This is a genomic window from Kribbella amoyensis (assembly GCF_007828865.1).
Taxonomy (GTDB): domain Bacteria; phylum Actinomycetota; class Actinomycetes; order Propionibacteriales; family Kribbellaceae; genus Kribbella; species Kribbella amoyensis.
Genome location: NZ_VIVK01000001.1, coordinates 2329064 through 2354466 on the forward strand (window position 1 = coordinate 2329064; position 25403 = coordinate 2354466).

The 25403-nt window shown below is 70.5% G+C and carries 22 protein-coding genes and 1 riboswitch; of the genes, 16 read left to right on the forward strand and 6 right to left on the reverse strand.

All coding sequences use genetic code 11. The features are described from left to right. Positions 1 to 14: 14 nt before the first annotated feature. From FB561_RS11130 to FB561_RS11145, 4 genes are all read right to left on the reverse strand, one after another. Positions 15 to 221: a hypothetical protein gene (locus FB561_RS11130; protein ID WP_145805744.1), complete on the reverse strand. Its 207-nt coding sequence runs from the start codon at positions 219 to 221 to the stop codon at positions 15 to 17. Then, entirely contained in the window at positions 218 to 895 is a 678-nt protein-coding gene (locus FB561_RS11135) for a DUF2306 domain-containing protein (protein WP_145805746.1), read from the reverse strand. Before FB561_RS11135 ends, FB561_RS11130 begins: the two co-directional genes overlap by 4 nt. Further along, a complete protein-coding gene (locus FB561_RS11140; protein ID WP_145805748.1) occupies positions 892 to 1572 on the reverse strand; it encodes a hypothetical protein in 681 nt (226 codons plus the stop codon). Before FB561_RS11140 ends, FB561_RS11135 begins: the two co-directional genes overlap by 4 nt. A 94-nt stretch (positions 1573 to 1666) precedes the next feature. Beyond that, positions 1667 to 4378: a winged helix-turn-helix domain-containing protein gene (locus FB561_RS11145; RefSeq protein ID WP_145805750.1), complete on the reverse strand. Its 2712-nt coding sequence runs from the start codon at positions 4376 to 4378 to the stop codon at positions 1667 to 1669. Positions 4379 to 4430: 52 nt separating this feature from the next. Here FB561_RS11145 and FB561_RS11150 point away from each other — a divergent pair, with 52 nt between their 5' ends. From FB561_RS11150 to FB561_RS11190, 9 genes are all read left to right on the forward strand, one after another. After that, the gene (locus FB561_RS11150) at positions 4431 to 4886 is read left to right on the forward strand and encodes a hypothetical protein (RefSeq protein ID WP_145805752.1); all 456 of its coding nucleotides are present in this window, start codon (positions 4431 to 4433) and stop codon (positions 4884 to 4886) included. A 164-nt stretch (positions 4887 to 5050) separates the two neighbouring features. Beyond that, positions 5051 to 7855 (forward strand): glycoside hydrolase family 2 TIM barrel-domain containing protein, encoded by a 2805-nt coding sequence (locus FB561_RS11155; RefSeq protein ID WP_145805754.1) that lies wholly within the window; start codon positions 5051 to 5053, stop codon positions 7853 to 7855. Positions 7856 to 7957: 102 nt separating this feature from the next. Next, positions 7958 to 8458 (forward strand): hypothetical protein, encoded by a 501-nt coding sequence (locus tag FB561_RS11160; protein WP_145805756.1) that lies wholly within the window; start codon positions 7958 to 7960, stop codon positions 8456 to 8458. A gap of 57 nt (positions 8459 to 8515) precedes the next feature. Further along, entirely contained in the window at positions 8516 to 10498 is a 1983-nt protein-coding gene (gene tmk, locus FB561_RS11165; RefSeq protein ID WP_145805758.1) for a dTMP kinase, read from the forward strand. A 6-nt stretch (positions 10499 to 10504) separates the two neighbouring features. Beyond that, positions 10505 to 11674, forward strand: coding sequence for a DNA polymerase III subunit delta' (locus FB561_RS11170; protein WP_145805761.1), 1170 nt, complete (start codon positions 10505 to 10507; stop codon positions 11672 to 11674). Between the two features lie 99 nt (positions 11675 to 11773). Then, positions 11774 to 12439 carry a DUF4190 domain-containing protein gene (locus FB561_RS11175; RefSeq protein ID WP_145805762.1) on the forward strand — a complete coding sequence of 222 codons (666 nt, stop codon included), beginning with the start codon at positions 11774 to 11776 and terminating at the stop codon, positions 12437 to 12439. Positions 12440 to 12693: 254 nt separating this feature from the next. After that, the gene (locus tag FB561_RS11180) at positions 12694 to 13452 is read left to right on the forward strand and encodes a DUF4190 domain-containing protein (protein ID WP_145805764.1); all 759 of its coding nucleotides are present in this window, start codon (positions 12694 to 12696) and stop codon (positions 13450 to 13452) included. A 92-nt stretch (positions 13453 to 13544) separates the two neighbouring features. After that, the gene (locus FB561_RS11185) at positions 13545 to 14645 is read left to right on the forward strand and encodes a PSP1 domain-containing protein (protein ID WP_238334766.1); all 1101 of its coding nucleotides are present in this window, start codon (positions 13545 to 13547) and stop codon (positions 14643 to 14645) included. Continuing rightward, positions 14645 to 16189: an alpha/beta hydrolase gene (locus FB561_RS11190; protein ID WP_238334767.1), complete on the forward strand. Its 1545-nt coding sequence runs from the start codon at positions 14645 to 14647 to the stop codon at positions 16187 to 16189. The genes FB561_RS11185 and FB561_RS11190 overlap by 1 nt, the downstream gene beginning before the upstream one ends. A gap of 7 nt (positions 16190 to 16196) precedes the next feature. On the opposite strand, the gene FB561_RS11195 is transcribed toward FB561_RS11190, so the two are convergent. Further along, positions 16197 to 16814: a hypothetical protein gene (locus tag FB561_RS11195; protein WP_145805768.1), complete on the reverse strand. Its 618-nt coding sequence runs from the start codon at positions 16812 to 16814 to the stop codon at positions 16197 to 16199. An 87-nt stretch (positions 16815 to 16901) separates the two neighbouring features. Between FB561_RS11195 and FB561_RS11200 the strand changes: the two genes are divergently transcribed. The 6 genes from FB561_RS11200 to FB561_RS11225 all read left to right on the forward strand — a co-directional run bounded on the left by FB561_RS11200 (position 16902) and on the right by FB561_RS11225 (position 23077). Further along, positions 16902 to 17237, forward strand: coding sequence for a sterol carrier family protein (locus FB561_RS11200; RefSeq protein WP_145805770.1), 336 nt, complete (start codon positions 16902 to 16904; stop codon positions 17235 to 17237). Between the two features lie 90 nt (positions 17238 to 17327). After that, positions 17328 to 18638 carry an MFS transporter gene (locus FB561_RS11205; protein ID WP_145805773.1) on the forward strand — a complete coding sequence of 437 codons (1311 nt, stop codon included), beginning with the start codon at positions 17328 to 17330 and terminating at the stop codon, positions 18636 to 18638. 112 nt (positions 18639 to 18750) lie between these two features. Next, positions 18751 to 19725: a hypothetical protein gene (locus tag FB561_RS11210; RefSeq protein ID WP_145805775.1), complete on the forward strand. Its 975-nt coding sequence runs from the start codon at positions 18751 to 18753 to the stop codon at positions 19723 to 19725. A gap of 47 nt (positions 19726 to 19772) precedes the next feature. Further along, positions 19773 to 19963: riboswitch (cobalamin riboswitch) on the forward strand. A 29-nt stretch (positions 19964 to 19992) separates the two neighbouring features. After that, positions 19993 to 21018, forward strand: a complete 1026-nt coding sequence (locus tag FB561_RS11215) for an ABC transporter substrate-binding protein (RefSeq protein WP_145805777.1) — start codon at positions 19993 to 19995, stop codon at positions 21016 to 21018. After that, the gene (locus FB561_RS11220; protein WP_145805779.1) at positions 21015 to 22043 is read left to right on the forward strand and encodes a FecCD family ABC transporter permease; all 1029 of its coding nucleotides are present in this window, start codon (positions 21015 to 21017) and stop codon (positions 22041 to 22043) included. The genes FB561_RS11215 and FB561_RS11220 overlap by 4 nt, the downstream gene beginning before the upstream one ends. Next, positions 22040 to 23077 carry a FecCD family ABC transporter permease gene (locus tag FB561_RS11225; protein WP_145805781.1) on the forward strand — a complete coding sequence of 346 codons (1038 nt, stop codon included), beginning with the start codon at positions 22040 to 22042 and terminating at the stop codon, positions 23075 to 23077. The genes FB561_RS11220 and FB561_RS11225 overlap by 4 nt, the downstream gene beginning before the upstream one ends. Here the strand turns inward: FB561_RS11225 and pdxR are convergent. Next, positions 23004 to 24521, reverse strand: a complete 1518-nt coding sequence (gene pdxR / locus FB561_RS11230; protein WP_145805783.1) for a MocR-like pyridoxine biosynthesis transcription factor PdxR — start codon at positions 24519 to 24521, stop codon at positions 23004 to 23006. The genes FB561_RS11225 and pdxR overlap by 74 nt on opposite strands. Before the next feature lie 67 nt (positions 24522 to 24588). On the opposite strand from pdxR, the gene FB561_RS11235 reads away from it, so the two are divergent. Further along, positions 24589 to 25395 (forward strand): methyltransferase domain-containing protein, encoded by an 807-nt coding sequence (locus FB561_RS11235; RefSeq protein WP_145805785.1) that lies wholly within the window; start codon positions 24589 to 24591, stop codon positions 25393 to 25395. Positions 25396 to 25403: the final 8 nt, after the last annotated feature.

Sequence of the window (25403 nt, forward strand, 5' to 3'; positions counted from 1 at the left end):
ACCCCGGGCGTACCTCAAACGGCCCGTACGGACACCAGCGTCGCGCCGAGGTCGCGGATCTTTCCCAACAGCCCGTGGAGTTCGGCTTGGTCGGCTACCTCGCCTCGCAGGGTTGTGGTGCCGTCGGGTTCTTTGGTGAGGGTGAGGCCTTCGAACCAGGTCGACCAGTGGTCGTCGAGGTGGCCTTGGACGGTGAGTTCGTAGTGGGCCGGGGGGTTCATTGCGGGGTTGCCTCTGCTGTACGGGTCTGGGTGGTGCGGCGAGGTTTCGGGCGGCGGATGATCCACTCGGCTACTGCGGCGTTGATGAGCCAGCCTGAGCTGACGGAGACGGCGGTGCTCAGCTCGCTCGTGCCCAGGACGGCTTCGCCGATCCCCTGGGTGAGGACCTGGGTGCCGGCGCCGAGGGCGAGGGCGTACGCCCGGATCATCCAGGCTCGGTGGGCGGGGATGTCGCGGCGACGGATGGCCGCGAAGCCGAGGACGAGGTCGGCCGCGGTCGCAGTGCTGACCACGAGCCGGACTGCCCAGAGGAGGTCGCCGCCGGGTGCGCCGGTGTAGAACAGCGTCATCCACAAGCCGGAGAGCGCAACGAACAGTCCTGCGGGAACCAGTACCCGGCCAGCCCTTCGGTGCCACGCGGGGTGGCGACGGCGCAGGCGGGCGGAGAACTGAAGGGCTCCACCGAGTGCGTAGAACGCTGCGCCGAGGACGTGGACGACTACGGGGATCGGCGATGCGTCGACGCGGGGGTTGGTCGGGAGGGTCTGCGGGCCGCCGGCGAGCTCGATCAGGCGGAGGGTTCCGGAGACGAGCGGGATGATGCTGAGGAGCACCAGGGCGGCCGGTACTCCCCAGCTCGATCCCGGCCGATGCGCGCTGGCCGACGTGGTCATTCGGCGCTCGCTGTGGTGACGGCGGGGGAAGTGATCGGCTGCGGGGCGCTGATGTGCGTCGAACGCCAGAGGGAGAGGCCGAGGCCGATCATGGCGATGCTGTTGGGGTACGCGAGCACGCGGTCCGCCATGTGCGGCAGCAGCGGCATCGCCAGGGTCGCTACGGACGCGAAGGCGAGGAGCAAGGCGGCCCAGCGGGCGAGTACGCCGGCACGGTAGAGGGCGATGCCGAAGACGAGGCCGCCGGCCAGGTAGGTGAAGCCGGAGACCTGGACCGCGGTCTGCATCGGGCCGATGTCGCCCTGGGTGGTGCCCTCCGACGCGAAGGCGAGGAAGTCGCTGACGTAGCCGGGGGCGGTTTCCGCGACGGTCGGGAGGACGTACGCGCCGACGAAGGCGATGCTGAGGATGACGAGGTAGCCGGCGCTGAACAGGAGATAGCCGAGCAGCCCGAGGACGCCGGTCTGCCGCACCTGGCGCAGGTACATCCCGGTGATGCCGGCGAGGGCGAGGGCGGCCATCAGCACCTTCATCGAGTTCCGGATGACCCATTCGGTCGTGCTGACCGAGCTGACCACCATGTGCGGGTGGTTGATCTGCACGCTGATGAAGAGCAGTCCGGCGGCGACCGCGGCGAGGCCGGCGGCCCGGCTGAGTGTGGTGGGCGTGATGGTCATGGCTGGTTCCTCCGCTCGGTCCGAGGCGGTTCCCCCGGGAATACCTGGAACGTAGGCAGCGACTTGGTGAGCGGGCGTCACCAGATGATGTGATTCAGAGCAGTCCGTGCTCGCGGGCACGGCGTACGGCGGCGGTGCGGGTATTGACGTCGAGCTTGGTGAAGATGCGCTTGGTGTGCGTGCGCAGGGTGTTGACCGAGACGTACAGCCGGCGGGCGATCTCCGGCCCGGTCAGCTCACTGTCGAGCAACCGGAGCACCTCCAACTCCCGCTGACTCAACGGATCGACCAGAGGCTGCTGCGTCGGTACCGAGGAGGGCGCGTCCACCCGGTCGAGGAGTTTGCGTGCGTACGTCCGCGCGACCTCGCCGTATTCGTCGGGCTCGCGGACTGCGGCTGCGTCGCGCAGCAACGCCAGCATCGGTTCGCCCTCGTCCAGGTACAGCCGTACGTAGCTGTCCGGCTCCGGTGCTTCGGCAAGGGCTCGACCGAGTACGGCAAGCGCAGCGGGCAGATCACCGGAGCCGTGGTGAGCAAGGGCCTGCAGTACCCGGATCTCGAGCACACTGCCGTCCCGTGCTGCGTCGACGGCCGCCGTGTGAAGCCGTTCGAGCAACGTCAGCACGGAAGACAGCTCCGGACGACCAGAGGCAAGCAGCAGGCGTACGAGCGTCAGGTGCTCGTACTCGTGCAGGTAGTCGGGCTCGTCGTCCACCGTGAGCCCTCTGTCGTCGGCCCACGCTGTCGCCGCTTCCAGGGAACCATCGACGATGTGGAACCGTGCCCTGGTCGCCGCGATCGGACGGAGTTCGGGGTAGAACCCACGTCGGTACAGCGGTTCGCCCTCGTCTAGCAGCCGTACCGCGCTCGCGTAGTCCCCAACGGCAGCGCGTACTTGGGCGCTCACGACGTACCACCGGTACCGGTTCTCGGTGATAGAGCTGCGCTCACGGAGTACCCGGGCGGTCTCCAGGTGGTCCTCGGCGTCGGCCAGCTCACCGAGTTCGCGGTCGAGCTCGGCCAGTCCGACGTGCAGATCCGCCGTGGCCCGCGGATACGGCTCGCCGTTGCTCGTCGCCGACTGCAGTGCTTGTTCGTGGAGACGACGGGCGCGGCTGGGTCGACCGGCGGTGACCCACATGTCGGCGAGGACGACGGTGGTGTCCAGTTCGTCCACCAGGTTCCCCGCGGCATGCAGGGCGCGCACTGCTTGGCCGAACGTGGACAGCCCTTCTCGGACATCACCAGCCGCCCACGCAGCCAGACCGAGGAGCCCGAACCCTGCACCGCGGATGAAGTGGTCGTCCGGTCCAGCCTGGTCGAGTGCACTCCGCGCATGGCGGACGGTGCCGGGGACGTCGCGCCGTGCTTGGGCCAGTGCTGCACGGAAGACCGCGATTGTCGCGGGAGCGGTACGCAGGTCCTCCGTATCCGCCCACGCTGCCCTGATCGCCTGGTCGCGAGCACCGGCTTCCAGCGCGGCTTCGGCGTCGTCGAGCCTGGCGTCGGCACCGTCGAGATCACCGGTCATCAGCAGCGACCACCCGGAGAACGCGCTGAGCACCGGACTGCGCCGCCGGACGGGGTCAGGCAAAGCGCTCAACCAGGTCAGCATGAGGACGTCCTGCCGATTCCGGCGCACGGTGGGGATTGCCTGCTCCACCAGGTACCCCGCGCGCTCGAAGTCCTCCGCCTCGAACGCGTGCCGCACAGCGTCCTCGGCGTAGCAGTGCGCGGAGTACCAGTCGCTGGCGCGTCGGTGCAGCTGCCGCGGCTGGTCGGGGTGCTGGGCGAGTAGGCGGACGCGGAGTACGTCGGCGAAGAGGTGGTGATAGCGGTACCAGGTCCGCTGGTCGTCCAGCGGTACGAGGAAGAGGTTGCTGCCCTCCAACGCGGCCAGAGTCCGTCCGCCATCGGTACGGCCGGTGAGGGCGTCGCAGAGGGCACCGGTGAGCTTGTCGAGGACCGCGGTCCGCAGGAGGAAGTCGTGGACGCTGTCGGTCTGCTGCGCGAGCACTTCGTCGACGAGGTAGTCGATGACGAACCGGTTGCTGCCGGTGAACGCATCGATGAAGCGGGCGACCTCACCACGTTGCGGGAGGCCGCGCAGCGAGAGCGCGGCGAGTTGGAGGCCAGCCGCCCATCCCTCGGTGCGCTGTTCGAGCGCGTGCACGTCGTCGGTGGTGAGATCCAGGCCCATCGCCCGCGTGAAGAACTGCTCGGCCTCATCCGGAGTGAACCGGAGGTCAGCAGCGCGTACCTCGGTGAGCTGGCCGCGGGTCCGCAGCCGAGCGAGCGGCAGCGGCGGATCGGAGCGGGTGGTCATCAGCAGGTGCACCTGGTCGGGCAGGTGGTCGAGGAGGAACCCGACCGCCTCGTGAACCTCGGCCGCCGCGATGACGTGATAGTCGTCGAGGACGAGTACCCATTGCTGCCCGGGAGGGTCCTCCACCGCCCGAGTGACGTCGTTGACCAACGCGGCCAGGTCGGTCGAAGTCTGCGGGGCCACGTCGAGACCGACAGACCCGAGCGCGGCGATCACATGGGCCAGCAGGCGCGTCAGGTCGTTGTCACCGTCGTCGAGCGAGACCCACCCGACCCGGGCCTCGGGTCGCCGCTGGTCGAGTCCCGCGAGCCAATCGGCCAGCAGCGTGGTCTTCCCGAACCCGGCCGGCGCGGAAACGAGCGTCAGCCGCTGGTGCGGATCGAGCGTCTCGTCGACCAGCGCGACCAGCCGGGGGCGCGCGACCAGTTGCCGGCGGCGGGCCGGCGCGAACAGCTTCGTGGCGAGCACCGGAGTCGACACCCTCGGATCATAAGCGCCCCGGAGCAGAACCCTCGCTGACTAGGCTGACCGAATGACCCCATCGGCCTGCTGGTTCTGCGGCGACCAGGCAACGCCCGGCCACCAAGCCCGAACCGGCGTCCACCGCGACCCCGAGGACCAGTTCCTCGGCCTCCGCCGAGAGTGGAAAGCCACCTGGGTCGACGTCCCCCGCTGCCGCCGCTGCCGAATCGGCCACGAGATCGACAAGGTGGTCAAGTACGTCCTGATCGCCTCGGCCGCGGTCACCGGCCTCATGCTCCTGGCTTGGACCGCCAGCAGACTCGGCGGCGAAGCCTGGGCCGACGAATGGCAGCTCGTTCTCCCGGTCCTGTGGACGATCCTGTGGCTCGTGCTGTGGCGAGCCATCCGCACGAGCCGGATCCCGTGGAACCGCCTCGCCCCGAAGCCCGAGAAGCACGCCCGCGAACACCCGGCGATACAACAGCTGGTCGAAGACGGCTGGGAAAACCGCGAGGGCGGCTACTAACGCGGCGCTAGCTAGACCCACCACGCCCACCGCCAGGCCCTGCGCCTGCCACAGCATGCGAATGGCGACGGAGGGGCCGCGTGGGTCGGCGTACAACCCCCACCAAAAGAGTGTCCATATCTGTTCATCGATGTGGATTTGTGACCAGAACAGCCTTAGGCTCGATGTCCGTGACCTATGACCACAGTTACGTCGAAGACTTCGCCCCCGGGGCTGGGACGCTGCCGGCGCGGGCCTGGCTGGATGACGATTCCGGCCGGATCCCGCTGTCCGGCGAGTGGCGGTTCCGGTTGTCGCCGAGTGTCGCGGAGGCGCCGGACGACCTGAAGGAGCCGGACACCTCCTCCTGGGACACGATCGCCGTCCCGGGCCACTGGCAGCTGAGCGGGTACGGCGCGCCGGCGTACACGAATGTGGTCTATCCGTTCCCGCTGGAGCCGCCGTTCGTGCCGACCGACAACCCGACCGGGGACTACGTCCGCTCGGTGACGGTGCCGGCGGACTGGGCCGGGGCGCGGATCGTGCTCCGGTTCGAGGGCGTCGACTCGCGGTTCGCGGTGGTCGTGGACGGGAATCCGGTCGGCTGGTCGTCGGGCAGCCGGTTGCCGACCGAGTTCGACCTGACCGAGCTGGTTGCTCCGGGCCAGGAGATCCGGATCGCGGTGCGGGTGCACCAGTGGTCGGCGGGCAGTTACGTCGAGGACCAGGACATGTGGTGGCTGTCCGGGATCTTCCGTGAGGTCAACCTGCTCGCGGTGAAGCCGCAGGCGCCGACCGACGTGTTCGTGCACGCCTCGTACGACGGGGGCGCGGGCACGCTCAAGGTGGAGTCCGACGTCGCCGGCACCGTGGTCGTCCCGGAGCTCGGCCTGGAGTTCCCGACCGGCGAGGAAGCCACGATCGACAGTGTCGAGCCGTGGAGCGCGGAGAGCCCCAAGCTGTACGACGGCGTGGTCCGGACCGAGGGCGGCGAGGTCCGGGTACGGATCGGGTTCCGCACCATCGCGATCGTGGACGGCGTGTTCACCGTCAACGGCAACCGGGTGCTGTTCGCCGGCGTCAACCGGCACGAGTTCCACCCGGACCGTGGCCGCGCGCTGACCGAGCAGGACATGCTGGACGACGTCCTGATCATGAAGCGGGCCGGGATCAACGCGGTCCGCACCAGCCACTACCCGCCGCACCCGCACTTCCTGGACCTCTGCGACGAGTACGGGTTGTACGTCGTGGACGAGTGTGACCTGGAGACGCACGGTTTCGGGTACGAGCCGCAGCCGCCGAAGCTGCCGAACCCGGTGATGGACGAGCGGTTCCAGGCCGACCTGGTGGAGCGGATGCGCCGCATGGTCGAGCGGGACAAGAACCACCCGAGCATCGTGCTGTGGTCGCTCGGCAACGAGTGCGGCATGGGCGACAACCTCAAGGCGATGTACGACTTCGCCAAGGACCGGGACCCGTCCCGCCCGGTGCACTACGAGCGCGACACGCACGCCGAGTTCGTCGACGTCTACTCGCAGATGTACACGTCGCTGGAGGACGTGGAGAAGATCGGCGAGGACCCCACGTCGTACCGCGGGCTGCCGTTCATCCTGTGCGAGTACGGCCACGCGATGGGCAACGGGCCGGGCGGGCTGTCGGACTACCGCGCCCTGTTCGAGAAGTACCCGCGCTGCCAGGGCGGGTTCATCTGGGAGTGGATCGACCACGGACTGCGGACCACGGTCGACGGCAAGGAGTTCTACGCGTACGGCGGCGACTTCGGCGAGACCATCCACGACGGCAACTTCGTCTGTGACGGACTGCTGTTCCCGGACCGGACGCCGTCGCCCGGCATGGACGAATACGTCAAGGTGATCGAGCCGCTGGTGATCACCGCGGACGGCAGCGGCAACATCGCGATCACCAACCGGTACGAGGTGCTCGACACGAGCCACCTGACCTTCCGGCTCGAGTCGCAGATTGCCGGCGAGCGGGTCGGCAGTGGGACGTTGCCGGTTCCGGCGATCGCGCCGGGCGAGACGGTGTCCGTGCAGTTGCCGCCGGGCATCGCCGAGCAGCAGGACGCGAACCAGCCCGACACCTGGGTGACCGTGACCGCTGAGCTCACCGAGGGCACCGCTTGGGCCAACGCGGGTCACCGTGTCGCGTGGGGGCAGATCCGCCTCGACGTACCGTCCGACGCGCGGCCCGAGGTCGCCGGTACGCCGGCTGAGGGAGTCGCCGGAGTCGGTGGGATCACCGTCGCCGGTCTGACCAACGCCCGCCTCGACGTATGGCGCGCACCGATCGACAACGACGCCATCCCCGGTGTCGCGAACGCTTGGAAGGACGCCGGCCTGCACCGGGTCCAGCACCGCGTCGTCTCGGCCGGGGTGAAGGACAGCGCGTGGGAGGTCGTCACCCGGACCGCACCGCCCGCACTGCAGTGGGGCCTCGTCTCCACCTGGCGCTGGACGGCCGTGGACTCCGGCGTGTTCCTGCAGCTCTCGATCCAGCCGGAGGGCCAGTTCCCCGAGACGCTGCCTCGCCTCGGCATCACCTTCGAACTGCCGAAGGTGGACCAGGTGGAGTGGTTCGGCACCGGCCCGAACGAGGCGTACGTCGACACCCGCGCGGCCGCGGCCGTCGGGAAGTACGCAGCGTCTGTCGCCGAGTTGCAGGCGCCGTACGTCCGTCCGCAGGAGAACGGGCACCGCATCGACACGCGCTGGGCGGCCCTCACCGGTACCGCCGGCACACTGCGGATCGAGGCTGCGCCGGACCTCTTCGGTCTGACGGTGCGCCAGTGGACGACCGCGGATCTGGAGAACGCCAAGCACACGCCCGACCTGGTCGCCGGTGACACGACGTACGTCACCGTGGACCTCGGCCAGGCCGGCATCGGCTCCAACTCCTGCGGTCCCGCGCTGTCGGAGCAGTACAAGCTGAAGACGGCTCCGGCGTCGCTGTCGGTGAAGTTCACCGCCTGACCCTGAGCGCGAACACCCCCACGCTGTCCCGACGTGGGGGTGTTCGTCTGTCCGGGGAACGGGCTTGACCCTCGAGTTGCTCGAAGCCCCAGGATCGGCGGCATGCAGACCACTACCGATCCCGTCATGCAGGAGATCACCGAAGCCGTCCAGCTCGCGCACGCGGGTGATTCCGCGACTGCGCGTGACCGTCTCCTGGCGGTCTGGCGCGAGCTGGGCCCGACCGGCGACGCGCTGCACCGATGCAGCCTGGCCCACTACCTCGCGGATCTGTACGAGGATCCCGCCGAGGCGCTGGTGTGGGACGTGCGCGCGCTGGACGCCGCGGACTCGCTCACCGACGCCCGCGCTCAGCAGCACACCGCGGGACTGCAGGTGGCCGCGTTCTACCCGTCGCTCCACCTCAACCTGGCGGACAATTTCCGCCGTCTCGGGTCCTTCGCGGCCGCCGCCGACCAGCTCGCGCAGGCTCGGGAGCGGCTCGACGCGTTGCCTGACGACGAGTACGGCCAGCTCATCGGGCGGATAATCACCGAGGTCGCCGAAGCCGTCGAAGAACGCTCCACGACCCGCCGGCCGTCCGCGCCGGGGGTAAGTGGTTGAGCGGTCGACCATTGACCGCCGTGGGGTGTGTCGGCAGGCCCGACTAGGCTTCGTGTCGTGCCGGAGGCCTACGACCCGCTGACTGATCCCGCACCGGCGCACGACCTGCGCGCGGTGTTGCGGATCCGGGCGTTCCGGCGCCTGTGGATCGCGTTCGGGCTGTCCAGCCTCGGCGACTGGATCGGGCTGCTGGCGCTGACCGCGATGGCGCGGAACTTCGCCGGCGACGACTACCAGGCGGCGAACTTCGCGATCGGCGGCGTGCTGTTCCTGCGGGTGCTGCCCGCGCTGGTGATGGGTCCGGTGGCCGGCTGGGTCGCGGACCGGCTGGACCGGCGCTGGACGATGATCCTCGGCGACGTCATCCGGGCCGCGTTCTTCGTCACGATCCCGCTGGTCGGCACGCTCACCTGGTTGCTGGTGGCCACCGTGCTGATCGAGATCGTCAGCCTGGTCTGGGGCCCGGCCAAGGACGCCAGCGTGCCGAACCTGGTCCCCCGGCACCGGCTGGAGGCGGCGAACCAGCTCAGCCTGATCACGACGTACGGGTCGGCGCTGCCGGCCGCGGTCATCTTCACCGCGATCACCCTGGTCACCCGTAGCCTCGGCGACTTCTCCACCGACCTGGCCGTGTACGTGAACGCGGCCACCTTCCTGATCAGCGGGCTCGCGATCGTCTCGGTCGCGGAGATCGGCCGGGCCGTGCGCGAGCACGAGGAGCACCCGACGCTGTGGCGGACCATGGTCGAGGGCTGGTCGTACGTGACCAAGACCCCGGTCGTCCGCGGCCTCGTCGTCGGGATCTCCGGCGCGTTCGCGGCCGGCGCGGTGGTGATCGGCCTCGGCCGCACGTACGTCGAGGACCTGGACGCCGGCGACCCCGGGTACGGCGTGCTGTTCGGCGCCGTCTTCGGTGGGCTCGCGCTGGGGATGGGGTTCGCGCCCCGCTTGTTCTCCGGGCTGTCGCGACGCCGGCTCTTCGCGGCCGGGCTGGTCGGTTCCGGGATCGGCCTGGCCGGGCTGGCGCTGATCCAGCAACTCGAGATCGCCACCATGATCGCGATCGTGCTCGGCTTCTGCGCGGGCGCGTCCTGGGTCTCCGGGTACACGCTGATCGGGCTCGAGGTGCCGGACGCGGTACGGGGCCGGACGTTCGCGTTCGTCCAGTCGGCGATCCGGACCGTCCTCGCGCTCACGTTGGCGGTGGCGCCGTTCATCGCCGGTGCGATCGGCCGGCAGACCTGGTCGGTCGCGGGCCGGACGGTCAGCTACAACGGCGCCGCCCTGACCATGCTGATGGCCGCGGTCCTGGCCGGCGTGATCGGGCTGCTCGCCTGGCGGCAGATGGACGACCGCCCCGGCGTACCGTTCTGGCGCGACGTCCGCCGCAGCTTCGGCAAGACGCCGGGCGTCTACCCGACCACGGGACTGTTCATCGCGCTCGAAGGCGGTGAGGGCGCGGGCAAGTCGACCCAGTCGGCCTTGCTGGTGAAGTGGCTGGAGGAGCACGGCCAGCACGTCCTGCTGACCCGTGAGCCAGGCGCCACCGACCTCGGCAAGACGCTGCGGGAGATCGTGCTCGACCCGGCCACCGGCGACATCTCGCACCGGGCCGAGGCGCTGATCTACGCCGCCGACAAGGCCGAGCACGTCGACTCGGTGATCAAGCCGGCATTGAAGGCCGGCACCGTCGTCATCACCGATCGGTACGTCGACTCCGCCCTCGCGTACCAGGGGTCCGGGCGCGACCTGGAGCTGTCCGACGTGGAGCGGGTGAACCGCTGGGCCACCGAGGATCTCCGGCCGAACCTGACCATCCTGCTCGACCTGCCGCCGAAGAGCGGGCTCGGCCGGTTCGAGGAGCGGGACCGGATCGAGTCGCAGTCCGCCGCCTTCCACGAGCGGGTCCGGGCCGCGTTCCTGGAGCTGGCGGCCGCCGAGCCACAGCACTACCTGGTGCTGGACGCGACCCAGGGCCGGGCCGAGATCGCCACCCAGATCCAGGCCCGCTTGCTGCCGATGCTGCCGAAGGTGGGGTAGGGCCCGATGACCGTGTGGGACGACCTGGTCGGCCAGGAGCCGGCCGTCGCGGTACTGCGGCGCGCGGTCGAGGGGGCGTCCGCCCGGCTGCGCGGCGAGAGCGGCGCGGCCACGGCCGGAATGACGCACGCCTGGTTGATCACCGGACCACCCGGCTCCGGCCGGTCGAACGCGGGCCGCGCCTTCGCCGCCGCGCTGCAGTGCGCGAACGACGGCTGCGGCGAGTGCCCCGAGTGCCGTACGGCGCTGAGCGGGGCGCACCCGGACGTCTCACTGATCCGTACCGAGTTGTTGTCGATCCGCGTCGGCGAGATCCGCGAACTGATCCGGCGGGCCGCCATGAGCCCGACCCGGGGCCGCTGGCAGGTGATGGTGGTCGAGGACGCGGACCGGCTCACCGAGCAGGCCGCCGACGCGTTGCTGAAGAGCATCGAGGAGCCTGCCCCGCGGACGGTCTGGGTGCTGTGCGCACCGACCGTCGAGGACGTCGTCCCGACGATCCGCTCGCGCTGCCGCCTGCTCGTCCTCCGCACGCCGCCGGTCGCCGCGATCGCGGAGATGCTGGTGAGCAAGGCCGGGATCGAGCCGCAGCTGGCCGGGTTCGCGGCGCGCGCGGCGCAGGGTCACATCGGCCGGGCGCGGGCGCTGGCCCGGGACGAGCAGGTGCGGAACAGGCGTACCAAGGTGTTGGACGTGCCGTTCGCCCTGCGTGACCTCGGGGCTTGCCTGTCCGCGGCGCAGCAGTTGGTCGAAGCCGCGAAGGAGGAGGCCAAGGCCAGTACGGCCGCGGTCGACGAGCGGGAGAAGTCCGAGCTGGAGCAGGCGCTCGGCGTCGGGACGAAGGGCGCCAAACCCCGTGAAGCCGCCGCGGCGGTGAAGGAGCTCGAGGAGCAGCAGAAGGCCCGGGCGAAGCGGTGGGAACGTGACGTGCTCGACCGGTCACTGGTCGACATGATGGCGTTGTACCGGGACGTGCTCGTGCTGCAGACCGGCGCCGGGACCGAGCTGATCAACGCCGAACTGCACAAGAACGTCGAGCAGTTGGCCGGTCGCACCACCCCCGAGCAGACGCTGCGCCGGATCGAAGCGCTGGCGGGCTGCCGGGAGGCGATCGAGGGCAACGTGGCACCGCTGCTCGCGCTCGAGGCGATGACGATCGCGCTGTTCGAGGGCTGAGACTCCCGTCTGGCGAGCGGACCGGTGTAACGCTGAGTGCCGCTGGGCCGATGAGGTGGCTGGCTGAACCACAGCCGTCCTTGGCCTCGAAGGAACTGCATGACCCACCCGCCAACGCCGGTCCAGCCGGTGCGGACGCTGCCCTCCGCCGAGTCGTGGCTGTCCGGCGTCCCGTCGCCGGCGCGGCGCCGGCTGGACGGGTACGCCCTCGCGGCCTTCGCGTTCAGCCTGCCCGGTCTGGCGCCGATCGCCGCCGTCCTGGCCGCGATCGCGCTGCCGCGGATCCACAAGGCGGGGACTCGGGGTCGCGGGCTGGCCCACGCGGCGCTGGCGATCAGCGCCTGCTGGGTGATCGCGCTCGGGGTCGCGGCCGTGCTCGGCGTCTACGGCGACAAGCAGGCGGGGATCGGGCGGACCGTGGCGGTCACCGAGCTCGAGGTACACCAGTGCTTCACCGCGAACCTCGAGGTGGACACGCTGCGGATGGTGCGGATCGCCGACTGTAAGGCCGCGCACTCCGGCGAGGCGTACGCGCGGGTCCCGGCGACGTTGGCGGGGCTCGGCGCCGAGCAGCGGGAGGCGGTTGCGACCAGGCAGTGCGCTACCGCGTTCGAGGCGTTCGTGGGGAAGCCGTTCGAGCAGTCGTCACTGGACATGTACTACGTGGTGCTGGAAGATCGCGACGTTGCTGATGGCAACGTCCTTTGCCTGGTCGGCCGGCCGGAGCGTGAGCTCACCGGCACCATGCGTGACTCACAGAGGTAGGGGGAACCTTGAGTCAGCCGCCCGTGCCGGACCCGAACCGGCCGCAGGACACACCTGCCCGCACCTTCCCGACCTACGGTCGGGAAAACCCACCCACCACCACCCCGACTGCGGGCCGCTGGCAACCACCGGGGCAACCGACCACGCAACAGCCGTGGCAACAGCCCTACGGATCCACGCCGCCTGGGGTTGCACCGGTGGGGCAGTCGTTGCCTCGGGCTACGGTGCCGCCGTACGGGCCACCGCCTCAGGGGATGCCGCCGTACGGGCCGCCACCTCACGGGCTGCCGCCGTACCCCGGGTACGGGTTCGGGGCCCAGCTGGTGCGGCGGACCAATCCGGTGGCGATCGCGGCGTTGGCCGTCGGGTTGTGTGGCCTGTTCTTCCCGCCTGCCGCGCCGGTGGGTGTCGTGCTGGGAATCGTCGCGCTGGTGCAACTGCGGAAGACCTCGGAGGGCGGGACCGGGCAGGCGGTCGGCGGAATGGTGGCCGGCGGTCTGTTCAGCGTCGTGTGGGGCGGGTTGCTCGCGCTGGCGATCGTCGTGGGGTCGACAGAGGACGACTACTACAGCTCGTCCGAGCCGACCGCACCGTCCTCGTCCGAGCCGACCGCACCGTCCTCGTCCGAGCCGACCGCACCGTCCTCGTCCTCGCCGGACGCGCTGTACATCGACGACCTGATCGTCGGGCAGTGCTTCGACGACGGGGCGGAGGAGGACGAGGTCGTGCCGCTGAGCTGCGCCGGGCCGCACGACGGCGAGGTGTACGCGGTCGTGACGCTGCCGGCGCAGACCTGGCCGGGCGAGCGGGAGGTCAGCAAACAGTCCGGGAAGGCGTGTGACCGGGAGTTCCAGCCGTACGTCGGGATCGGCGTCGACGACTCGGAGCTCGAAACCGCCACCTGGTACCCCCGGCTCGCCTCCTGGAGCAGGGGCGACCGCAGCGTGTACTGCGCCGCCTACGGCCCTGACAGCGAGCAACTGGACCAGACCGTCAAAGGCTCCAAGCGCTGACCCGTACGGCGCACCTCAAGGAAGACAGTGCATTACTCAAGGAAGACAGTGCATTACCGGACATGCCCTAGTCTGGCCGCGTGGGTTTGGTCATGGCTGTGTCGTTCGAGCGGTACGGGCGGCTCTACTACCTGGACCCCGGCCCGCATCGGCCGCGGGTCGGGGACAAGGTGCTGGTCCCGACCGACGACGGGCCCGAGGTCGCCGAGTGTGTCTGGGCGCCGCAGCACGTGGTCGAGGAGATCGGTGGGCTGCCGACCTGCGAGGGGATCGCGTCGGCCGCGGACCTGGAGCGGGACGAGCAGAACCGGCAGCGCCGGGCGGATGCGCGGCTGACGGCGAAGCGGCTGATCCGCCAGCACGGGTTGCCGATGAAGGTGGTCGGGATCGACTTCGTGGATCGCCGGCCGGACGTCGACCAGCTGGTCATCGTGTACTTCTCCGCGCCGCACCGGGTCGACTTCCGGGAGCTCGTCCGCGATCTCGCCCGGGGACTGCGGGCGCGGATCGAGCTGCGTCAGGTGGGTGCGCGGGACGAGGCACGGTTGCAGGGTGGGATCGGGCCGTGTGGGCGGGATCTGTGCTGTGCGACCTTCCTGAAGGACTTCGAGCCGGTCAGCGTCCGGATGGCGAAGGACCAGGACCTGCCGCTCAACCCGCTGAAGATCTCCGGCGCGTGCGGGCGGCTGATGTGCTGCCTCAAGTACGAGCACCCGCTGTACCAGGAGTTCAACGCGAAGGCGCCGTCGGTCGGTACGCCGGTCGAGACGCCCGCGGGGGACGGTGTCGTCGTCGGGCACAACGTTCCGAGCGACACGGTCGTCGTCCGCCTCGCCGCGTCCGGCCGCCGCTGCGCCTGCAGCCGCGCCGACGTGTGCTCGCCACGCCAGCAGTACGAAGCCTCCGACACCACCACCCCTGACGCCCCACTCCCCGAAGCCAAGACCGGCCCGGCCGCCGACCGTCGGACCCCCCAGGCGGATGCGCGTACTGCCGACGCGGGCGCCGGCACTGCGGGCGCGGGTGGCGCTGGACCGGCGGGGGCGGAGCAGGCTGGTGGGGTTGGTGACCCGTCGGTTGGAGAGGGTGGGGAGCGGGGGGTGCGGCGGCGGAAGCCTCGGCGGCGCCGGCGGTTGAGTGGGCGGGAGACGACCGACTCCGGACCGGACGACACGGGAGACAGTTCGCGGTGATGACGCGCAGGACGACAGCACTGATGGCGGTACTGAGCGCTCTCGCGGTGGTGGTGAGCAGTTGCGGCGTGGCGACGCGGGCGCAGGACGCCGAGCCCGACGGCTCCGTGCCGGGCGCCGGGAACCCGTCGAAGAGCCCGACCGGCCCGATCCCGGCAGGGCTGGAGAAGTTCTACCAGCAGCAGCCGAACTGGGAGCGCTGCGGCCGCGGTCAGCAGTGCGCCACCGTCAGCGTGCCGCTCGACTACAGCAAGCCCACCGGTGACACGATCGAGCTGAGCGTCCGCAAGGTCCCCGCGCGCGACCAGTCGGCCAAGGTCGGCACGCTGTTCATCAACCCGGGCGGCCCGGGCGGTTCCGGCGTCGAGTTCGCCGCGGCCGCCGCGTTCGTGCTAGGGGCGCCGCTGCTGCGCAAGTTCGACGTGATCGGCTGGGACCCGCGCGGTGTCGGCCAGTCGACCCCGGTCCGCTGTCTCGACACGGCCCAGCTGGACAAGTTCATCGCGGCCGACGGCAGCCCGGACGACGAGGCCGAGATCACCGAGCTGAACCAGCAGGCCAAGACCCTGGCCGACGGCTGTCAGCAGCGCTCCGGCAAGCTCCTGCCGCACGTCTCGACCAAGGACGCGGCCCGCGACATCGACGTACTCCGCGGCATGGTCGGCGACTCCGAGCTGTACTACCTCGGCATGTCGTACGGCACGTACCTGGGCGCGACGTACGCCGAGCTGTTCCCGAAGAACGTCGGCCGGCTGGTGCTCGACGGTGCCGTGGATCCGGCGAAGTCGGCCGAGGAGAACAACATCGCCCAGGCGAAGGGGTTCGACACGGCGCTGGACGCGTTCGCCGAGGAGTGCGCGCAGCGGTCCTGCGAGCTCGGCAGTACGAAGCAGGAGGTGCTCGCCAAGGTCGACAAGGTCATCGCGGACACCGACGCGAATCCGCTGGAGGGCAGCGGCGATCGCAAGGTGACCCAGGGACTGGCCGTCCTCGGGGTGATCTACCCGCTGTACCAGAAGGACTTCTGGCCGCGGCTCGAGGAAGCGATCGCGCAGGCGTCCGAGGGCAAGGGCGCGCGGCTGCTCGCGCTGGCCGACGAGTACGCGGACCGCACCCCGAACGGGTACAGCAGCAACTCCAACGAGGTGATCTACGCGGTCAACTGTCTGGACCGGCAGGACATCGCCTCGGTCGCGGAGGCGAAGGCGGACGAGGCGAAGTTCAAGGCGGCGTCCCCACGGTTCGGGTCGTACCTGCTGTGGGGCTCGCTGGCCTGCGCGAACTGGCCGGTCAAGCCGGAGGACAAGCCGCACCCGATCAAGGCGGCCGGCGCGAAGCCGATCGTCGTGATCGGTACCACCCGCGACCCGGCCACGCCGTACGAGTGGGCCGTCGGGCTGGCCAAGCAGCTCGAGAGCGGCGTCCTGATCAGCCGGGACGGCGACGGGCACACCGGGTACAACGAGGGCAACGACTGCGTCGACCGCGCGGTCGAGACCTACCTCCTCCAGGGCACCCCACCCGCCGCCGACCTGAAGTGCTGAGGGCCCGCTAGTTGGGCCGCTTGTCGCCGTTCGGGTCGGGGAGTTGCAGGGTCTCGGTGGCTCGTTCGAGCACGCTGCGCAGGGCGGCCTCGTCCTGCGGGCGGCCGCCGACGGTGATCTCGATCAGTGTGCGCTCGCCGTCCTCGCTCGGGAGCCAGCGGGACAGGCCCATCCGGGGACCGCGGGTCTGGTCGACGTAGGTGTAGACCAGCGTGCCGTTCTCGTTGCTGATCACCTTGAGATCGCGCTCGTCGATGCTCTTGGCCCTGTTCGCGGCCAGCTCGTCCGGCTGCTGCTTGCTGCCGCGGGCGTCGAAGCGCACCTGCCAGACGCCGGTGGGGTCGAGGTACCGCGGGCGGGTGCCGCCCTGGCTGCTCTTCCACCCGACCGGGACGTCCGCGCTGATCGGCGATCGCTCGGAGCCGAACGTCTGTGCGGCGAACTGGAGCGAGTTCGGGTCGAGGCCTCCGGACACGGTCGGCGTCGGCGACGGGCCCGGGCTGGTGACCACGGTCGTGCTGTCCGAGTTCATCGCGTTGATCGCGAGCACCGAGCCGAAAACGGCCACGCCGACGGTCATTCCCGCCAGCGTCGCCACCAGCGCCTGGTGCCTGGGCGTGAGCATCCGGACCTCCGCTTCCGTTCTCGGCCGCAGCCCTGATTATCGACCAAGAAGGGGCCGACCACGAAACCCGGCGTACGCTGGCCCGTCGTGGAGTTCGAAGAGGCGTTGCGCCGGTACGACGCGGGTGAAGCGGAGCGGTCCGACCTGAAACTGCTGGTGAAACACCTGCTGAAACTCCTGGTGGCCAAGGCCCCCGGGCACGCGGTCGAGGTGCGCGTCCCGCCGTACGGCGCGGTGCAGTGCATCGAGGGACCACGGCACACCCGCGGTACTCCGGGGGCGGTCGTCGAACTCCCGGCCGAGCTCTGGATCGCCCTCGCGCTGGGCCGGATCGACTGGCCGGGTGCCCGCGAGACCGGCAAGGTCCGGGCGAGCGGGGAGCGGACCGATCTGGGACCGCTGCTACCCCTGCTGACGCCCTGACCCAGCGGACCTCGGCACCCTCGGGAGAGCGCGTCGGTCCGGACGTAAAACAGGTTCGTCGAGGCGAGTCGCCCATGTCACCATGGGCCGGTGGCAACCAGTTTCCGCTCCCGGCTGGCCAGGCTCCGGGTCGACCTGACTCCCTGGCGTGGATCCCGGGACTTCCGCATCCTGGTGGTCGCCGGCTCGGTCTTCTTCCTCGGCGGCATGGTCGGCTACGTGGCGCTGCCGTACCAGCTGTACCAACTCACCGGCTCCAACTTCGCCGTCGGCGCGATGGGCCTGGTCACGATCGCCCCGCTGGTCGTCTTCGGCCTGTACGGCGGCGCCCTCGCGGACCACATGGACCGCCGCAAGATGCTGATCGGCACCGGCGCGGCCCAAGTGCTCATCTGCGCACTCCTGCTGGCCAACACGCTGCTCGACGATCCCCGTGTCTGGCTGATCTACGTCTGCGGCGCCCTGAACGCGATCGCCTCGTCCCTGCAGCGCCCGAGCCGCGAAGCCCTGTTCCCGAGGGTCGTCCGGCACGAGCAGATGCCGGCGGCCGTGACGCTCAACTCCCTGACGCTCCAGGTCGGCCAGCTCGCCGGTCCGGCGCTCGGCGGGTTGCTGGTCGGCACGGCGGGCGTGACCTGGGCGTTCGCGGTGGAACTGGCCGGCCTGGCGATCGCGACGCTGCTGTACGTACGTCTCGGCTCGTACAAGTCGAACGAGCACAGCACCCCACCGAGCCTGCGAGCGATCGGCGACGGAGTCCGGTACGCCTTCCGCCGGCGGGACCTGCTGGGAACCTACGCGGTGGACATGGTCGGGATGTTCCTGGCGATGCCGATCGTCCTCTTCCCGGCGTTCGCGACCGAGGTGCTGAAGGAACCGAAGCTCCTGGGGTTGCTGTACAGCGCGGAGGCGATCGGCGCGATGCTGGCGACGCTGACGAGCGGTTGGGCGAGCCGGGTCCATCACCACGGCCGCGCTGTGGTGCTCGCGACGATCACCTGGGGCGCGTCGGTCGGGATCGCGGGACTGGCGCCGAACATCTGGTTCGCGATCGCCTTCTTCGCGGTCGCGGGTGGAGCGGACATGATCTCGGGACTGTTCCGCGCGGTGATCTGGAACCAGACGATCCCGGACGAGATGCGCGGCCGACTGGCGGGAATCGAGATGCTGTCGTACTCGCTGGGGCCGCTGGGCGGGCAGTCGAGATCGGGGTTGGTGGCGGACCTGACGAGCGTGCGGACGTCCATCGTGAGCGGCGGCGTGTTGTGCGTCGCGGGCGTGCTGGCGACGGCGGTATGGCTGAAGGACTTCTGGCGCTACGACGCAAGAACCGACGAGCACGCGGTGCGCGAGCGGGAACTGAGGTCCACGGCTGCCGTTGGGGAGGGCACGGCGCCGTAGCTGCGGACGGTTGGCGCGACTACCGCCTCTCAGGGTGAGCACGGCGACAGAGGAGCCGCGCGTGCTGGGTACTCCTCTGCTCCACCCGCCACCTGGGTACAGTCGGTGCACCATGCGAATCCGTCCCGTAGCCGCCTCGTCCACCGTGCTCGCCCTCGCCGCGCTGGCTGGGTGTGGTGGCGGTGGGAACGAGAGCGCGCCCGACGTACCTCCGCTGGTCTCCGTCAGCACCACGCCGACCGAGTCCCCCTCAGCGACCCCGACAGAAACGCCGGGCACCCCACCGACCGCGAAGGTCGCCGACACCCTTTGCGTGCGGATGGACCAGACCTTCGTCCAGGCCACACTCGCAGCGCCCGTCGTGACGATTCAGCCGAAGGCGGTTCCGGCGGAGATCGGGTTGCCCAGCTACGACCTCTGCCAGCTCGCGCTCAGCACCAGCCCGACTGGCCCGGTCCTCAAGGTCGGTACCTCCGTGCTCACCGCGACGAAGGGCGAGCTCGCCGCCGCGAAGAAGGCGTACGACGCGACGAGGGGCGAACCGTCCAAGCTCGTCTCCGTCGGCCAGGGCGGATTCGGGACCAGCCGCTTCGTCGTCTTCCTGCTCGGCACCAGGATGATCAAGGTGGAAGGCCCACCCGCCACCTCCGCGAAGTACGTCGCGCTCGGCCTGGAGGCGGCCCGGCAAGCACCCGGATTGCCCGAGGCGTCCCCGCTGATCACGCGCCCGGACTGCGAGCGCGGTACCTCGGCAGCGGCCAAGGTGATGGGCGCGGAGGCGATGGCGCGGCGCGACGGGCAGACGGCGACCGGGGACACGGTCTGCGGGTGGATCAACGCCGACGCGGTCCTGTACTCGACGGTGCGCCGGGTGCCGGATGCGCAAGCGGCGATGGCGTCGATCCGCAAGGCGCCGACCTCTCAGCCCGTACCGCTCGGCGACGAGGGGTACGTCGACACCGCGACTGGCCGCGGGACCATCCGCGTGGGGACCGACAAGATCGTCGACCTGGTTCCGACCGGCCGGCCGAAGACCGACGACATGGTCGCCTTCGCCCTCGCGATGTCCCCGCTCTACACCCGCTGAACCCCCTCGAAGTGGGACCTGCTCGTGCGACTTGATCGCAGGTTGGGTTACGGTACTCGCGCCGTGGTGTTCGGGAAGCCGGTGAAGTACCGGCGCGGCCCTCGCCACTGTGATCGGGAGTTCCGCCGCGCGTTCGCCTCGTAAGGGTGAGACCACTGGTCCGTGAGGACTGGGAAGGTCAGTGCGGTGGATGTGGTGTCCCGTCAGCCAGGAGACCGGCCACGGCGTGTCAGACCCATCCACGAGGTGCTGGAGGAGCGGTCCGCCATGGCCGTTGTACGTAAGGCAGTTGCTGCTGCCGTCGCCCTGTCCCTGCTCACGGCCTGCGGCGGCGCCGCCGAGGCCGGTCCGAGCACCGATGCCGTCACCGTGCGGAACTGCGGCCTGGACGTGTCCGTCGACGGCCCGCCCGAGCGGGTTTTCGCGGCGTACCAGCCGGCGATCGAGATGGCGCACGCGCTCGGCCTGTCCGATCGCCTGGTCGGTACGGCGTTCCTGGACTCCGAGGTGCTCCCGGAGTACGCCGACGCGCAGCGCGACCGCAAGTACTACAAGAACCTGCCGAGTCGCGAGGAACTGCTCAGCCACAACCCCGACTTCGTGCTGTCCGGGTTCAACGACGTGTTCAGCGCGGCCGGGACGGACGGGAGCTTCGGCAGCCGCAAGAGCCTGACCGACCTCGGGGTCCGGACCTGGATCTTCAGCCCGCTCTGCCCGACGGCGGACGGCAAGGGCGACGAGGCGATCGACCCGGCGAGCGTGTCGATGGACAACGTGTACGCCGATCTGCGCGACCTCGGCAAGCTGTTCGGCGCGGGGGACAAGGCGGAGCAGGTGATCGCCGACCAGCAGCGCCGGATCGCCGCCGTCGAGGCGAAGGTGAAGGGCGCGGACCGGCCGACGGTGGCGATCGTGCGACCCGGCCTCGAGGGCGGTGGGCTGACCGTGTCGGGCGGTCCCGACTTCGGCACGGTACTGATCCGCCAGGCCGGCGGCGTGAACGCGTTCGCGGATCTCACCGCCAAGCGGAACGTGAAGATCAGCGCCGAGGAGTTCATCAAGCGCGATCCCGACTACGTCCTGATCAGCGGCTGCTGCGACGCGACGCTGACCGAGGACCGGACCCGGCCCGATGTGGACAAGCTCCTCGCCAATCCCGCCTTCGCGAACCTCAAGGCCGTGCAGAACAAGCACGTCGTGCCGTGGTTGTTCGCACACCACTCGGCCGGTGTCCGCGGCGCCCACTCGACAGAGCTGATCGCGAAGATCATCCACCCGGATCGCGTCAAGTGACGCTGTCGCGTCGCCGCGGACTGCTGCACCACAGCGGTCCGCGCGCGGCGGGACTGGCCGCGGCGGTCACCGTCCTGCTGGCCGCGGTACTCCTCTCGCTCCTGGCCGGGGCGCAGTGGTTCGGGCCCCGCGACGTGTACGCCGCGGCCGCCGAGTTCGCCGGATCGGACACCGACCGCGTGATCCGGTACCTCCGCCTCCCGCGCACCGCGACCGGGTTGCTCGCGGGCGCCGCGTTGGGTCTGGCCGGCGCCTTGATGCAGGGCGTCACCCGCAACCCGCTGGCCGATCCCGGCCTGCTCGGCGTCAACGCGGGCGCGGCGCTGGCCGTGGTCGGGGCGATCGGGCTGCTCGGCATCCACAGCCTGACCGGGTACGTCTGGTTCGCCATGGGCGGTGCACTGGTCGCGACGGTCGTCGTGCACCTGGTCGGGTCGGTCGGGCGGGGCGGCGCGACCCCGGTCAAGCTGGCGCTGGCCGGTGCGGCGTTATCGGCGCTGCTCGGCTCGGTGACGTCCGCGGCGACCTTGCTGGACCTGTCCACGCTGAACGAGTTCCGCTTCTGGGTGGTCGGGTCCCTCACCCTGGCGACCGGCGGGATCGTCGCCCAGGCGGTCCCGTTCATTGCCGTCGGCATCGTTCTCGCGCTGGCCCTCGGTCGCTCGCTCAACCAGCTGGCCCTCGGCGAGGACCTCGCGACCGCCCTCGGTACCAGGGTCACCGTGGTCCGGATCCTGGCCGGCCTGGCGGTCGTCCTGCTGGCCGGGACGGCGACCGCGATGGCGGGCCCGATCGGCTTCGTCGGTCTCGCGGTACCCCACGTCGCGCGGACTATCGTGGGTCCCGACTACCGCTGGATCCTGCCCTGGTCGGTGGTCCTCGCGCCGACGGTGCTCCTGCTCGCCGATGTGGCCGGCCGGCTCGTCGTCCGCCCGGCCGAACTCCAGGTCGGCATCGTCACCGCGTTGTTCGGTGCGCCCTTGTTCATCGCGCTGGTCCGTCGCCGGAAGCTGGCCGAGCTGTGAGTACGCGCTGGGCCGTCCGCGTCGGCAGGGTCTCCACCCGCGTCGATCCCGTCGCAACGGGGATCGCGTTGCTGGCTTGGGCTCTCACCCTCGGACTTGCGGCGTTCTCGCTGACACTCGGGGACTACGAGATCCCGCTCGCGCAGGTCCTGGAGACGTTGGCGGGCCGCGGTTCGCTGATCATGACCGACGTGGTGGTGAACAACCGGCTGCCCCGGATCCTGGTGGGGATCGGCGTCGGGGTCGCGTTCGCGGTGTCCGGCGCGATCTTCCAGCGGCTGGCCCGGAATCCGCTGGTCAGCCCGGACCTGATCGGGATCAACGCCGGCGCCGCGCTCGCCGCGGTCCTGATGATCACCGTGCTCGGCAGCAGTACCGCTTGGATCCCGGCCGGAGCGCTCGCCGGTTCGCTGCTCACCGCGACCTGCATCTACCTGCTCGCGTACCGGAACGGGGTGGCCGGGCAACGCCTGGTCCTGGTCGGGATCGGGGTCACCGCGATCATCGGGTCGCTCACCGCGTACCTGCTGACGCTGGCCGACATCTACGCGGCCAAGAACGCGCTGCTCTGGCTGACCGGCAGCCTGGCCGGCCGATCATGGCCGCAGGCCACCATCATCGGCGTCGCTCTGCTCGTCCTGGTCCCGCCGGCGATGGCGGCCGCCCGGCAGTTGCGCGTGCTCGAACTCGGCGACGACCTCGCCCGCGCGCTGGGTGTCCGGATCGAGGGCGCACGGGCGGTCCTGATCGCGATCGGGGTCGGCCTGGCCGCGCTGGCGACCGCGGCAGCGGGACCGATCGGTTTCGTCGCGCTGGTCGCCCCGCAGCTCGCGCGCCGGCTGGTCCCCGAAGGCGTGCCGAGTCTCCCCGTCGCGGGCGCGCTCGGGGCGTTGCTCGTGGTCGCGTCCGACCTGATCGCGCGGCAACTGTTCGCCCCGACCGCGCTGCCGGTGGGGATCGTCACGGCCTTCCTCGGCGCGCCGTACCTGCTGTTCCTGCTGGCTCGCGCGAACCGGGTCGGCCGCGGCGGGTGACTCGGATCCGGCCGCGGACCAGGTCACCCAGGACGGCGACGGCTTCGGCGATCTCGGTCGGCGTGCGGGCGGCGTACCCGAGGACGAGGCCGGTCTGACGCCGCTGCTGGCTGTGCCAGCTCAACGGCTGGGTCTTCACACCGTGGGCGAGCGCGTCGGCCGCAAGGGCGACGTCGTCGAGACCGTCGATCGTGATCGTCAGGTGCAGTCCGGCGGCCGCGCCGTGCACGGTGGCCATCGGCAGGTGGTTGCTGATGGCACCGATCATCGCGTCCCGCCGAGTCCGGTGCCGTCGCCGGGCGTACCGCAGCCGGCGTTCGAGGTCGCCGGACTCCATCAGGTGCGCGATGACGAGTTGCGGCAAGGCAGCGTTGCCGAGGTCGGCGAGCCGCTTCGCGTCGACGAGCGCGTCCCGGTACCGCGGTGGCGCGAGCACCCAGCCGATGCGCAGGGCGGGTGCCAGCAGCTTCGACACGCTGCCGGCGTAGATGACCTGGTCGGTCAGCATCGCCCGGAGCGCCGGGACCGGCGGCCGGTCGTACCGGTGCTCGGCGTCGTAGTCGTCCTCGAAGATCACCCCGCCTTCGCTCGCCCAGCGCATCAGCTCGCGTCGGCGTTCCCCTTCGAGTACGACGCCGGTGGGGAACTGGTGAGCCGGAGTGACCATCACGGCCGGGCTGCCGACGCGGCGTAGTTCGTCGACCCGGAGGCCGTCGGCGTCGACGGTGATGGGCGGCGTCCGCAAACCCCAGTGCTGCAGGTGCTGGCGGGATCCCAGCGACCCGGGATCCTCCACGGCCATCTCCGTGATGCCGTCCCGCTGCAGGACCCGGGCGACCAGGCTGATCGCCTGGGCGACACCGGCGACCACGATGACGTCCTCCGGGTCCGCCTGGATCCCGCGATTGCGGGCGAGCCAGGTGACCACGGCCGCGCGCAGGCCCGGCGTACCGGCGGGGTGTCCGTAGCCGAAGGCGGCCGGGGTGAGGTCGTTCAGCACGGCCCGTTCCGCCCGGAGCCACGCGGCTCGCGGGAACGCGCCGAGGTCGGGGACGCCCGGTGTCAGGTCGAGCCGCGCCGGTACCGCGCGCATCGTGTCGAAGATGTCGAACCCTGGTTCGGCCGGGACCGTCAGCCGCTCACGCCGACGTTCGCCCGGTTGGTTGCCGTTGGGCGGCGGCGTGATCGGAGTGGCGACGACCGTGGTCCCGGCGCGGCCGCGTCCGGCGACGTGGCCGTCCTCGGCCAGGCGTTGGTAGGCCTCGGTGACGACGCCACGGGAGACCTGGAGCTCCGCGGCGAGGACGCGGCTGGCGGGGAGCCGGCTGCCGAGCGGGAGCCGTCCGTCGGCGATCGCCGCGCGCAGCCGATCCGCGAGCCAGTCCGCCAACCCACGGGCCGGAGCGTCCGCCATCGTGAGCTGCAGGAAGTCGGTTCCCGGCATTATGGACCTGCCAATGTCGTCCTGATTGGAACTGTTCACCGGTCCATTGTCATCGCATCGTGGAGCCATGGGAACTGACTACGTGCACGGATACACCGACGCCGAGACGCGTCGCCTCACCGACCAGGCGCAGACGCTCGCCGACCTCCTCCACGGCGGCACGCAGTACGAGTCGGGCAGCCGCGTGCTGGAAGTCGGCTGCGGTGTCGGCGCGCAGACCGTGCAACTGGTCACGCGCAGCCCGGGGATCGAGCTCGTCGCCGTCGACCGTTCCGAGGAGTCGCTGACCGCCGCGAAGGCGAGGGTCGCGGCGGTTGCCCCCGAGGCACGGGTCGAGTGGCACCACGGCGATCTCACCGACCTGCCGTACGAGGACGCGTCGTTCGACCACCTCTTCGTCTGCTTCGTCCTCGAACACCTCGCCGAGCCGGCCCAGGTACTCCGGGACCTCGCCCGCCTGATCCGTCCCGGCGGCTCGATCACCGTGATCGAAGGGGATCACGGATCCGCGTTCTTCCACCCGCGCAGCGACGACGCGCAGGCGCTGATCGAAGGCCTCAACGTGCTCCAGGCCCGGGTCGGCGGCGATGCGTTGATCGGGCGCCGGGTTCAACCGCTGCTGGTCGAGGCCGGGTACCGCGAGGTGATGGCCGGGCCGCGCACCGTCTACGCCGACGAGACGACGCCGGACCTGGTCGACGGATTCACCCGGAAGACGTTCATCGCGATGGTCGAATCGGTCCGGGTGGACGCGATCGCCGCCGGTCTGCGGACGACGGACCAATGGGAACGAGGCGTTCGAGCGCTTGAGCGAACCGCCGAACCGGGTGGCACCTTCCACTACACGTTCTTCAAGGCGATCGGGCTCCGCTGAACGCGATC